This window comes from Streptomyces coelicoflavus, assembly GCF_045041415.1.
Lineage (GTDB): Bacteria > Actinomycetota > Actinomycetes > Streptomycetales > Streptomycetaceae > Streptomyces > Streptomyces coelicoflavus.
This window is the reverse complement of record NZ_CP108218.1, coordinates 1,793,704-1,805,450: the sequence shown is the minus strand read 5'-3', so window position 1 is coordinate 1,805,450 and position 11,747 is coordinate 1,793,704. Positions and strand designations below refer to the sequence as shown.

The following is an 11,747-nucleotide window of genomic DNA, read 5'->3' as shown; positions in this document are numbered from 1 at the left end:
CCTGGAGTGGGGGAGTTGTCCATGAACGGCACGACGCGGCTGGGTGATCTCCGATGGACCCGCGGCTACACGGACCCCGCCTGGATCCGCCGCTTCACGTCCGCCGGCCGTGAACTGGCCCCCAGCCGCCGCGTGTGGCGCGGCGCGGAGCCCGCCCGTGCCCTGCCCGAGCGCCCCGTCGACCTGCACGCGCCCGACACCGAGCCGGGCGGCGGCACCACCACGCTGGAGGACCTGTTCGCCGCGGCCGAGACGGACGCGCTCCTGGTGCTGCACCGGGGCGCGGTCGTCCACGAGACGTACCGGCACGGCACCCGGGCGCACACCCCGCACTTCAACGCCTCGGCGGCCAAGTCGTACGTCGGACTGATGGCGGCGACCCTGGCCCACCAGGGTCTCCTGGACCGGTCGGCCCCCGTCCACGGCTACGTCCCCGACCTCGCGGGGACCGCCTTCGGCGACGCCACCGTCCAGGACCTGCTGCACATGGGCACCGAGGTCGCCTACGCGGGCCGGCCCTTCGACAAGGCGATGGAGGCCCAGCGGTACCACGCCGTCATCGCCCCGCAGCTGCGGCCGTTCGGCTACACCGGGCCCACCACCATCCGCGAACACCTGCTGACCGCCCGCGCCACCGGCCGGCCGGGCACCGGGTTCCGCTACGAGAACGGCAACGTCGAGGCGCTCGCCGAGGTTCTGCGCCGGGTCACCGGACTCACCACCTCCGCCCTGCTCAGCGAGCTGATCTGGTCGAAGATCGGCGCCGAGGAGGACGCCTACTACATCCTCGACGGCGAGGGCGTCGAGGCGGCCTGCGGCGGCTTCAGCGCCACGGCACGCGACGTCGCCCGCCTCGGAGAGATGCTGCGCCGCGGCGGGGCGGTGGGCGACCGGCAGGTGGTGCCCGAGGAGGTGGCGACGACCATCGCCGTCGGTGTCCCCGACGGCTACCCCCGCCGGGTGCGGTTCCCCGCCGCGCCGAGAGACTCCCCGGCCACGCTCTCCTACCACGACCTGTGGTGGATCCCCAACGACCCCTACGGCTCCTACCTGGCCAGCGGCATCCACGGCCAGCGGCTGCTCGTCTCGCCCGGACTCGACATGGTCGCCGTCCACTTCGGCTCCCAGGTGGTCTCCCCGGCGGTCCCCGCCGTGCCGCTGCTCCAGGCCCTCCTGCGGATCGGCACCCGGCTCTGACCGGCCGGCCCGGTCACCGCCCCCACCCCCTACCCCGGTAGCACCCCCACCTTGGCTCCCCGGTATGACGCCCGGCGCACGGGCGTCACCGCACTCTGCCTCCCGTCGCCCAGGGACCGCCGTACCGCCCGCGGACGGGGCCCGCACGGACAAGGAGGCAGAGATGACGACCCGACAGGAAGAGCACGACACCGGTGCGCCGGCCGGCGCGACCGCGGCCGGGCGCCCATGACCACCAACGCGACCACGCCCACTCTCGCGCCACCGGCCCGCATCGGGAAGGCCGCGGTCGGGGCGCTCGGCCTGCTGGCGCTGTCCACCGGCGCCCTGGAGTCGGTGGTGTCGCCCACCATCCCGCTCCTGGAACGCGAACTGGACATGAGCCAGTCCGAGGGGGCGCTGCTCAGCATCGTCCTCCTCATCACCGGCGCGCTCGTCACCCCGCTGGCGGGCAAGTTCGGGGACCGCTACGGCGGGAAGCGGGTCCTGATCCTGCTGATGGCGGTGGTCTCGGCCGGCGGCACGGTGTCCGCCCTCGCCCCGAACCTGCCCGTCCTGCTGCTCGGCCAGGTACTCCAGGGCGCGATGGTCGGGGCGCTGCCCCTGTCGTTCATCGTGGTCCGCAAACACCTCCCCGCGGGCGAGTCCAAGGTGGCCATCGGCGTGGTCAGCGGCCTCTTCGTCGGGGGCGGCATGGTCGGCATGCTGTCGGCCGGGCCGGTGGCCGAACAGCTCTCCCGGCACTGGATGTTCGCCCTGCCTACGATGGCGGTCGTCGCGACCACGCTGCTCGTGCACCGGCTGATGCCGGCCGACCCGCCGGGCCGGACCGACGGCGCCGGGATCGACTGGCCCGGCCTGCTGCTCCTGAGCGGCATGCTGGTCACGCTCATGCTCGTCCTCGCGCTGGCACCCGAGGCGGCCTCGCAGCCGCTCGTGCTCGCCGCCCTCGTGCTGGCGCTGGCCGCGTTCGTCACCGGCTGGGTACGGGTGGAACGGCGCGCCGCCTCGCCCATGATCGACCTGCGCATGCTGGCACGGCCCGCGATCTGGAAGGCCTGCGTGCTGACCTTCGTGATCTGCCTGGGCACCGCGATGGCCGTGTACCTCGTCCCCCAGCTCCTCGACGAGCGCGGCGACGGCTACGGCTTCGGGGCGAGCGCCACCGAGATCGGCCTCTTCCTGCTGCCCGGCGCCGTCGCCGCGACGCTGGCCGGACCGCTCGGCGGCATGGGGGACCGGCGTTTCGGCTCCCGGGCCGTCGTCACCACCGGCGTCGTCACGATGGCCGTCTCCCTGGTCGTCCTGGCGGCCGTGCACACCGAGGTCTGGCACCTCGTCGTCGGCAAGGCGCTGATCGCGCTGGCCAACGGGCTGTGCGTCACGGCGATGATGACCAGCACCGCCACCGCCGTCGACCGGAACGACACCGGCATCGCCACCAGCCTGATCCTGGTGAGCCGGGTCCTCGGCTACGCCGTCGGCGGCCAGCTCGGCGGCGCGCTGCTCACCGCCGCCACACCCTCCGGCTCGGACGTCGCCGCCGAATCGGCCTACGTCACCGGATTCGTCGTCGCCGGCGTCGTCACGTCGCTGGCCCTGCTCGTCACCCGCACCCTCCGCAAGGGAGTCACCGCATGACCCGCACCGCGCCCACGCCCAGGCCCACGGCCCTCGTCTCCGGGGCCAGCGTCGCCGGTCCCGCCCTGGCCTACTGGCTCAACCGCCACGGATACGAGGTCACCGTGGTCGAGAAGGCCCGCACGATCCGCAGCGGCGGCTACCCCGTCGACGTACGCGGCACCGCACTCGACGTGGTGGAGCGCATGGGGATTCTGCCGCGACTCCGTGACGCGCACATCGACCTGCGCCGCCTCACCTTCCTCCACGAGGACGGCAGCGAGGTCGCCTCGCTCCACCCGCACGCCGTCACCGGCGGCGCCACGGGGCGGGACCTGGAGATACGGCGCGGCGACCTGACCGACGCGCTGTACACGGCCGTCCGGGACGACGTGGAGTTCCTGTTCGACGACTCCGTCGACACCCTCCACCAGTCCGGGCACGGCGTCGACGTCACCTTCCGCGGCGGCGGCAGCCGTACCTTCGACCTCGTCTTCGGCGCGGACGGCATGCACTCGCGCACCCGGGAGACGGTGTTCGGCCCGGAGGAGCGGTTCCGCCGGTACCTCGGCCACTGCTTCGCCGTGTTCACCATGCCCAACACCCTCGGCCTGTCCCACGAGACGGTCATGTGGAACACCCCGGGCAGGACCGCCGCGCTCTACGCCGTGGGGGACGACGACGAGGTCCACGCGTTCCTGAACTTCGCCCGGCCCGAACCGCCCCACGACGCCTTCGGCGACCCGCGGGCCCAACGGCACCTGGTCGCCGAGGTGTTCGCCGACGCCGGCTGGAAGGTGCCGGACATCCTGAGGGCCCTGGACGACGCGGACGACGTGTTCTTCGACGCGGTGAGCCAGATCCGCATGCCCCGCTGGTCCAGCGGCCGGGTCGCGCTGGTGGGCGACGCCGCGCACGCACCCTCGTTCCTCACGGGCCAGGGCACCAGCCTCGCCCTCGTCGGCGCGCACCACCTCGCCGGTGCCCTGGCCGACGGGGACCACGGGGCGGGCTTCGCCGCGTACGAGCGCGCAGCGCGTGACCTCGTGACCCGCACACAGGACCGGGTCGGCGGGGGCGGCGGCACGCTGTTCCCGGCCACGGGCGAGGCCCTGGAGCGGCGCAACGAACGGCTGCGCGCGCTCAGCGGCCGATAGGGCGGGACGGTGCGGGCCGAGGCGCGTCCACCGGCTGGACCGCGCCGGAGCGGTCCCGCAGGAAGAGCGCGGCGACGGCCACGCCGAGGAGGACCAGGGCAGCGTTGACGGCGATGGCCGTGGTGACGCCCTGGTGGATGGCGGAGGCGGTGGTCGCGCCCGCGGTGCCGGTGGTGACGACGGCGGACATGAGGGGCGTCCCCAGTGTGATGCCGACCTGCTGGGACATCGACGCCAGGCCGGTGGCCAGGCCCTGTTCGGCGTCCGGCAGTCCGCTGGTGGCCGTGACCATGAATCCGACGATGACGAGCATGTTGCCGACCCCGCCGAAGAAGGTGGCCGGCAGCAGCAGGGCGAGGGACGCCCCGGTCGTCGTACCGAGGAGGAGCAGCGCCGCGGTGAAGACCGCCTGGACGAGACCGCCGCCGACCAGGACGGTCACCGTGGACGTCCTGGAGAGCAGCCTGGGGGCGAGCAGCCCCCCGACGACGGTGCCCGCGCCGAGGACGCCGAAGGTGACGCCGGCCGCGAGAGGGGAGAAGCCCAGGGTCTTCTGGAGGTACAGGGTGAGCAGGTAGACCAGCGAGGTCTCGGTGACGAACGCGAGCAGCCCCAGCAGGTTGCCCCAGGCCACGGTGCGGCGCCGCAGCGTCCCGAGCGGGACCAGCGGAGCGGCCACCCTGCGCTCGACCAGGACGAACACGGCGAGGAGGAGCACGCCCGCGGCCAGTCCGGTCAGCGCGTGCGGGTGGGTCCAGCCGTGCTCGCCCGCCTGGGTCGTGCCGTGGACGAGACCGAGCAGACCGAGGGTGACCGTGAGCGCGCCCGGCAGGTCGAGGCGGGGTCGGCCGGCGGGCCGGGACTCCTTGATGACGGCCGGGGCGACGAGCACGACGGCGAGCGCGACGGGCACGTTGACGAAGAACGCCCAGCGCCAGGAGAGCAGGTCGGTCAGGACACCGCCGAGGATCGCGCCGGTGGTGAAACCGGCCGACATCAGCGCGCCGTTGATGCCGAGTGCCTTCTGCCGCAGGGGGCCCTCGGCGAACGAGGTCGTCAGCAGGGACAGGCCCGCCGGGGTGGCGGCGGCGGTGGCCAGACCCTGGGCGACGCGGGCGGCGAGCAGTACCTCGGGGCTGGTGGCGAGGCCCCCGGCCAGCGAGGCGACGCCCAGCAGTCCGAGGCTGCCGATGAAGATCCGCTTGCGGCCGATCAGATCGCCGATGCGGCCGAAGAAGAGCGTGAAGCCCGCGGCCGACAGCGCGAACGAGGTGGCGACCCATTGCAGGTCGGCGAGGGAGAAGCCGAGTCCGTCGCCGATCGCGGGCAGCGCGACGTTCAGGATCGAGAAGTCGACGGCCAGCATGAACTGGGCGACCAGCAGGACTCCGAGGACCAGCTTCGACCGGCCGGTGAGCCGTTGCGGTTCGCTCTCGCGGTCGGCGGCGACGGTGGTGGCGGGGGGCATGACGTTCCCTTCCCATGCTCACTAATGGGTCCATGGTTCCGTTACGGCGGAGAACGTAGCACGGGTCGGAGCGGTAAAGGAACCGCGGTTCCGATAAGGTGGGTCTCTGTTGCCGCTGGTGAGAAGCGCGCGTCGTGAGTGAGGAGAGGTAGTCGTCATGCCGGACTCAGCCGCCCCGGGAACCCGGCGCCCAGGAGGCCGTACCGCCCGTGTCCGCGAGGCCGTCCTCCAGGCGGCGGGCGACACGCTCGCCACCGAGGGCTTCGACATGCTCGACCTGGGCGAGATCGCCCGCCGGGCCGGCGTCGGCAAGACGACCGTCTACCGCCGCTGGGGGAGCCCGGGGGGCCTCGCCGCCGACCTGCTCGCCGACATGGCGGAACAGTCCCTGTCCCGCGCCGACACGGGAACACTGGAGGAGGACCTCCGGGCGAACGCGCGCCTTGTCGTCAAGACGCTCAACGACCCTCGTCAAGGGCGCCTCTTCAAGGCGCTGATCGCGGCCTCGCTCTGCAACGAGCAGGCGGCCGGGGCCCTGCACCGCTTCTACGCCGTACGTGTCGAGGAGTGGGCCGGCTGCGTACGGGACGCCGTCGCGCGGGGTGAAGTCCCCGACGGCACCGACCCGCACGGCGTCGTGGCGGCCGTCTCCGCCCCGCTCTACTACGCGCTGCTCAATACCGGCCGCCCCCTCACCGAGGCCGACGCCGACCGCGCGGCGCGCGCGGTGGGCACCGCGGCACGTGCGGGCGTATGGGTGGCGGGGTGACACGGGGGGCGCGGGGTGGCTCGCGCGGATCAGTCCCGACCGCACCGTTGACGCATTGGTCCAGACCATCTAGGTTGTGGGCGCTCAACTCCCTCACGTGCACGGTTCATCTCACCCCTGTACCACCCCACCACCACAGGGAGAGCCATGTACCACAGGCGCAGACCACCGACCGGTACTCGATCGCGCATCGTCGTCCTGCTGACCGCACTGCTGCTGCCGCTCGCGGCACTCACCGCGCTCGCGACGCCCGCGCAGGCGGCCGGGACACTGACGGCGAGCTTCACCTCCCAGAGCAACGGGTCAGGATGGACGGGCAAGTACGTCGTCCACAACAACGGCACGGCCGCCTCCGACGGCTGGACCCTGGAGTTCGACCTGCCGCCCGGCGTGTCCGTGAGCGGGCACCTCTACGGCGAGGCCACGGTCACCGGCAGCCACGTGACCGTCAAGAACGCCTACTACAACGGCAGGGTCCCGGCCGGCGGCACCACCGAGCCCTACAGCTACCAGTTCTCGGCCACCGGCCCGGTCGGCACCCCGACGGGCTGCACCGTCAACGGCGACAAGTGCGACGGCAGTCCCGACGTGCCGCCGGCCGCCCCCGGCGCACCGGAGGCGACCGCGGTCACCGCGCACACGGTCGCGCTGACGTGGGCCGCGGCCAAGCCGGGTGACCACCCCGTCACCGCCTACGAGGTGCTGGAGGGCACCGAGACGGTCGCCACCACCAGCGGTACCTCCGCGACCGTCACCGACCTGACCCCGGCGACGCGTTACACCTTCACCGTCCGGGCCACCGACAAGCGCGGCAACGTCGGACCGGCCAGTGCCCCGCTCGCCGTCGAGACGGTGGACCCGTCGACCGACCCGACGCCGCCGACCGCGCCGGGCAACGCGCGCTCCACCGGCAAGACCGCCTACAGCGTCGACCTGGCCTGGGACGGGGCCACCGACAACGTGGCCGTGGCCGCCTACGACGTCTACCGCGGCGGCACCCTCGTCGGGACCGTCGGCGCGGACACCACGACCGCCACCGTGGACGGCCTCTCCCCGGCCACCGCCTACACCTTCACCGTCAGGGCCCGGGACACCGCCGACAACTCCTCTGCGGCCTCCGAGGCGGTGCGGGTGACCACCGACGACATGGCCGGCGAGGGCAAGCAGCTCAAGGTCGGGTACTTCGTGCAGTGGGGCATCTACGGACGCCAGTACTTCGTGAAGAACCTCGACACCTCCGGTGCCGCGAAGCAGCTCGACGTCATCAACTACGCCTTCGAGAACCTCGACCCGACCAACCTCACCTGCCAGGCGGGCGTCACCAAGGGCACCTCCGGCAATCCGCAGGACCCCGACGAGGGCACCGGCGCCGGTGACGCGGACGCCGACTACGCGCGGCCCATGTCCGCCGCCCAGTCCGTCGACGGGGTCGCCGACGACGGCTGGGGCAAGCTGCGCGGCAACCTCAACCAGCTGAAGAAGCTCAAGGCCAAGTACCCGCACCTCAAGGTCGTCGTGTCGCTCGGCGGCTGGACTTACTCGAAGTTCTTCTCGGACGCCGCCGCGACGCCGGAGTCCCGGAAGAAGTTCGTCGAGTCCTGCATCGACGTGTGGATCAAGGGCAACCTGCCCGTCTACAACGGCGCCGGCGGTCCCGGCACCGCGGCCGGCATCTTCGACGGCATCGACATCGACTGGGAGTGGCCCGGCTCCGAAGGCCACCCGGGCAACCACTACGGCGCCCAGGACAAGGACAACCTGACCGCCCTGCTCGCCGAGTTCCGGGGGCAGCTCGACGCGCTCGGCGGCGAGCACCGGCTGCTCACCGCGTTCACCCCGGCCGACCCGGCGAAGATCGAGGCCGGCTGGGACCTGACCAGGATCTTCGACTCCCTCGACTACGCCAACGTGCAGGGGTACGACTTCCACGGCTCGGGCAGCGACAACTCCTGGGAGCCCAACCGCACCGGGCACGCGTCCAACCTCTACGCGGACGCGGAGGACCCTTACCCCTTCCACTTCAGCATCGAGAACGCGATCCAGACGTATCTCGACGCCGGGGTCAACCCGCGCAAGCTGACGGTCGGCTTCCCGTTCTACGGGCGCGGCTGGCAGGGCGTCGGCGAGGGCGGCGCGGCCGGTGAGTGGCAGGACGCGAACGGCGCGGCGCCCGGCCAGTTCCCCGCCGAGGCCGGGGTCCGCGGCTACAGCAACCTGATCGGCAGCTACCCGTCCATGACCGTCCACCACGACGAGGAGTCGGTGTCCACGTTCGGCTACACCGGTCCGGGCGGCCAGTGGTGGTCCTTCGACGACACCTGGTCGATCGGAAAGAAGACCGACTGGGTCAAGTCCAAGGGACTGCTGGGCGGCTTCGTCTGGGAGATGTCCGGCGACACCGCCGACGGCCGGCTCATGACCGCGCTGGACAACGGACTGGAGTGATGCCAACCGGAGCGGCTTGACGCCCCACCGGCCCTGCCGCCCCTCGCCGGGGGCGGCAGGGCCCCTTCACGCCGCCAGGACGGTGCAGCCCAGGGCGAGCAGGGCGAGGACCTTCACGATCTCCAACGCGACGTAGTAGAGGTGCGCGCCGGAGCGGTTCTCAGCCGGGTCCTCGCCCGCGAGCACCGCGTCGGAGCGCCGGTTCAGGCGGGGGCGTACGGCGCCGAGCTGCACGGCCAGCACGGCCACCGCGACGGCGGTGAGCGCCACGACCGTCGCCGAGGGGCCGCCGGTGGCGACCGCGACGGCCACGGTGACGGCGAGGGCGGCCTCGGCGAGGTTCAGGGCGCGGAAGACCATGCGGCCGATGCCGAGCCCGATCGGGATCGTCACGCCGGGGGCCCGGAACTTCAGCGGAGCCTCCAGGAAGGAGATCGCCAGTACCATGCCGAGCCAGAGGAAGGTGACGGCACCTGCCACGGCCGCCGACGTCGTGTCCATCGCGCAGACCTCGTCCTTCTCGATGTTCTTTCCAGTGTTCTTTCCGGTGTTCTTCTCGGTGTCCTGCCGGGAAGTGCCCCCGTGCCAGAATGTACGACCACGTCCACGCCGCCCGCCCCGCGCCCCCCCGCATCGTCCCGCCCCGAGGTTCCCGTGACCAAGCCCGTCGCCCGTGAGCCGCAGCGCCGCAACGCGCGGTCGAACCGGGCGCGCATCCTGGCCACCGCCCGCCGGGAGCTGGGGCGGAACCCGGACACCACGCTGGAGGAGCTGGCCCGGGCCGCCGGTGTCGTACGGCGTACCCTTTTCGGCCACTTCCCGGGGCGTGCTGCGCTCCTGGAGGCCCTCGCCGAGGAGGCGTCCGAGGCGCTGCGGGACGCGATGGCCGACGCGGTGGGCCCCGACGAACCGGCCGACCGGGCGCTCGCCCACTTCACGCTGCTGATGTGGCCCGTGGGCGACCGCTACCGCATGCTGCTGGCCCTGGCCCGCCACGACCTGGGCGTCGAGCGCGTGGCCGAGATCCTGGCCCCGGCCCGCGCCGAGGTCACCGCCGTCCTGGAGCGCGGCCGGCGGGACGGGGTCTTCCCCGCCCATCTGCCGCCCGCCGTGCTGAGCGCGGGTCTCGAAGCGATGGTCGTGGCGCTGCTCGAGCAGGTCAACACGGGTGCCCTGGAGGACGACGGCACCCGGGCCGCCGTCGCCATCCTCATCGCGGCCGGGGTGCCGGAGGGGCGCGCCCGGACCGTGGTCGAGGGCGTGAGCCCGGCCGTGCTCGCCAGGTCCGCCCCGGTCGACTAGGCCACCCCTCTCTCGGTTCGACAGGCGCTCCCCGACCCGGTCGGGGGGCGCCTTATTTGCACGTCCGTGTGCAACAAATTACGCTGCTCCTGTCTGCTCACTCATGGGCAATTAACTCGCCCTCGCTTGTCTCCGGGAGCCCCCATGCCCCTACTGGCCACCACCCCCGTCGAGAAGATGCCCGGGCCCTACGCCCGGCGCTGGTGGGCTCTCCTCGTGCTCTGCCTGGCTCTGCTGATCGTCGTCATGGCCAACACGTCCCTGATCGTGGCCGCCCCGGACATGACGGCCGACCTGGGGCTGAGCAGCAGCGACCTGCAATGGGTCATCGACGGCTACACGGTCCCGTACGCCGCGCTGATGCTGGTGCTCGGTGCGATCGGCGACAAGTACAGCCGCCGCGGCGCCCTGGTCACCGGTCTGGTGATCTTCGCGGGCGGTTCGGTGATGGGCAGCCTGGTCCACGAGACGGGGCTGGTCATCGCCGCCCGCGCCGTCATGGGCGTCGGCGCCGCCGTCGTCATGCCGGCCACGCTGTCCCTGCTGGTGGCGGTCTTCCCGAAGGGGGAGCGGGCCCGCGCCATCACGGCCTGGACCGCCACCTCCGGACTCGCCATCGCCGTCGGGCCGCTGGTCGCCGGCTGGCTCCTGGAGGACCACGCCTGGGGATCGACCTTCCTGGTCAACGTCCCCGTCGCGGTCCTCGCCGTCGTCGGCGCCCTGATCCTCGTACCGCCGTCGAAGGCGGCCGGCGCGGGCCGCATCGACTATGTCGGCGGGCTGCTCTCCATCGTCTCCGTCGGCAGCCTGGTCTACGCGACCATCGAGGGCCCGCACTTCGGCTGGGGCGCCGGTCCCGTCACCGCGGCCGTCGTCGCCGCCGTCGGCCTGACCGGCTTCGTGGCCTGGGAGCTGCGCCACCCGCACCCCATGCTGGACGTGCGCAGGTTCCTGCTGCGGCCCTTCAGCGGCTCCATGCTCGCGGTGCTGTTCTTCTTCTTCGGCACCTACGGCGCCATCTACTACGCCACGCAGTTCCTGCAGTTCGTGCTCGGCTTCGGCGCGCTGGAGACCGGCGTACGGCTGCTGCCGCTGGCCGGTGCCGTGTTCGTCGGCGCCGCGGTGACCGGGCGGCTGACCCCGAAGCTCGGCGTGCGGGCCACGGTCGGCTCCGGCATGGCGATCGGCACGGTCGGCGTCTTCCTGCTCGTCCTGATCGACCAGGGCTCCACCTACGCCGACTTCCTCGCCCCGATGCTGCTGCTCGGCCTCGCCATCGGCCTCAGCGTCTCCCCGGCCACCGACACCATCATGGGCTCCTTCCCGGAGAGCGAGCTGGGCGTGGGCGGCGGCGCCAACGACACCGCCCTGGAACTCGGCGGCTCCCTGGGCATCGCCGTCCTGGGCTCCCTCCTCGGCACCTCCTACCGGGACGAGCTGTCCGGGCTCGTCGGCGACCGGCTTCCGGCCACCGCCCTCGACACCGCCCAGGACTCGGTCGGCGGCGGACTCGCCGTCGCCGAGCGGCTCGCCACGAACCCGGCCGCCGGACCCGAGCAGGCGCAGGCCCTCGCCGACGCCGTGAACAGGGCCTTCGCCCACGGCGTCTCGACGACCAGCCTCGTCGGCGGCGTCATCATGGCCGTCGGCACGGCCGTCGTCCTCGCCGTCCTGCCCGGCCGCCGGGCCCGGCGGGCGGCCGAGGCCGAGGCCGACACGACAGAGGCAGCCCGGGGCACCGAACTCAGCCGGTCCGGGAGCTGAACCGCCCGCACCCCGCTCCGGCCCC

The 11,747-nt window shown here is 72.8% G+C and carries 9 protein-coding genes; 7 read left to right on the top strand and 2 right to left on the bottom strand.

Annotated features, from left to right (window positions below):
* Positions 1-21: 21 nt before the first annotated feature.
* The 3 genes from OHA99_RS07880 (at position 22) to OHA99_RS07870 (ending at position 3,974) form a co-directional block, all read left to right on the top strand.
* Positions 22-1,197, top strand: a complete 1,176-nt coding sequence (locus OHA99_RS07880; RefSeq protein WP_366472459.1) for a serine hydrolase — start codon at positions 22-24, stop codon at positions 1,195-1,197.
* 228 nt (positions 1,198-1,425) lie between these two features.
* On the top strand, positions 1,426-2,838 hold the full coding sequence (locus tag OHA99_RS07875; protein ID WP_153177483.1) for an MFS transporter: 1,413 nt from the start codon (positions 1,426-1,428) through the stop codon (positions 2,836-2,838).
* Entirely contained in the window at positions 2,835-3,974 is a 1,140-nt protein-coding gene (locus tag OHA99_RS07870) for an FAD-dependent monooxygenase (protein ID WP_405694919.1), read from the top strand. Before OHA99_RS07875 ends, OHA99_RS07870 begins: the two co-directional genes overlap by 4 nt.
* Here OHA99_RS07870 and OHA99_RS07865 read toward each other — a convergent pair.
* Positions 3,961-5,442 (bottom strand): MFS transporter, encoded by a 1,482-nt coding sequence (locus OHA99_RS07865; protein WP_405694917.1) that lies wholly within the window; start codon positions 5,440-5,442, stop codon positions 3,961-3,963. The two genes, OHA99_RS07870 and OHA99_RS07865, sit on opposite strands and share 14 nt — an antisense overlap.
* 157 nt (positions 5,443-5,599) lie before the next feature.
* On the opposite strand from OHA99_RS07865, the gene OHA99_RS07860 reads away from it, so the two are divergent.
* Positions 5,600-6,211, top strand: coding sequence for a TetR/AcrR family transcriptional regulator (locus OHA99_RS07860; protein WP_153177480.1), 612 nt, complete (start codon positions 5,600-5,602; stop codon positions 6,209-6,211).
* A 147-nt stretch (positions 6,212-6,358) separates the two neighbouring features.
* The gene (locus tag OHA99_RS07855) at positions 6,359-8,656 is read left to right on the top strand and encodes a glycosyl hydrolase family 18 protein (RefSeq protein ID WP_405694914.1); all 2,298 of its coding nucleotides are present in this window, start codon (positions 6,359-6,361) and stop codon (positions 8,654-8,656) included.
* A 66-nt stretch (positions 8,657-8,722) separates the two neighbouring features.
* Here OHA99_RS07855 and OHA99_RS07850 read toward each other — a convergent pair whose 3' ends face one another.
* The gene (locus tag OHA99_RS07850; protein WP_153177478.1) at positions 8,723-9,157 is read right to left on the bottom strand and encodes a hypothetical protein; all 435 of its coding nucleotides are present in this window, start codon (positions 9,155-9,157) and stop codon (positions 8,723-8,725) included.
* 153 nt (positions 9,158-9,310) lie between these two features.
* On the opposite strand from OHA99_RS07850, the gene OHA99_RS07845 reads away from it, so the two are divergent.
* The gene (locus tag OHA99_RS07845; RefSeq protein WP_405694912.1) at positions 9,311-9,958 is read left to right on the top strand and encodes a TetR/AcrR family transcriptional regulator; all 648 of its coding nucleotides are present in this window, start codon (positions 9,311-9,313) and stop codon (positions 9,956-9,958) included.
* Between the two features lie 144 nt (positions 9,959-10,102).
* Positions 10,103-11,722 (top strand): MFS transporter, encoded by a 1,620-nt coding sequence (locus OHA99_RS07840; protein WP_405694911.1) that lies wholly within the window; start codon positions 10,103-10,105, stop codon positions 11,720-11,722.
* The last annotated feature ends 25 nt before the right edge of the window (positions 11,723-11,747 follow it).

Bases quoted from the DNA above. Each gene is read 5' to 3' on its own strand.
- OHA99_RS07880 (WP_366472459.1), top strand. From the start codon at position 22: ATGAACGGCACGACGCGGCTGGGTGATCTCCGATGGACCCGCGGCTAC.
- OHA99_RS07875 (WP_153177483.1), top strand. From the start codon at position 1,426: ATGACCACCAACGCGACCACGCCCACTCTCGCGCCACCGGCCCGCATC.
- OHA99_RS07870 (WP_405694919.1), top strand. From the start codon at position 2,835: ATGACCCGCACCGCGCCCACGCCCAGGCCCACGGCCCTCGTCTCCGGG.
- OHA99_RS07865 (WP_405694917.1), bottom strand. From the start codon at position 5,442: ATGCCCCCCGCCACCACCGTCGCCGCCGACCGCGAGAGCGAACCGCAA.
- OHA99_RS07860 (WP_153177480.1), top strand. From the start codon at position 5,600: ATGCCGGACTCAGCCGCCCCGGGAACCCGGCGCCCAGGAGGCCGTACC.
- OHA99_RS07855 (WP_405694914.1), top strand. From the start codon at position 6,359: ATGTACCACAGGCGCAGACCACCGACCGGTACTCGATCGCGCATCGTC.
- OHA99_RS07850 (WP_153177478.1), bottom strand. From the start codon at position 9,157: ATGGACACGACGTCGGCGGCCGTGGCAGGTGCCGTCACCTTCCTCTGG.
- OHA99_RS07840 (WP_405694911.1), top strand. From the start codon at position 10,103: ATGCCCCTACTGGCCACCACCCCCGTCGAGAAGATGCCCGGGCCCTAC.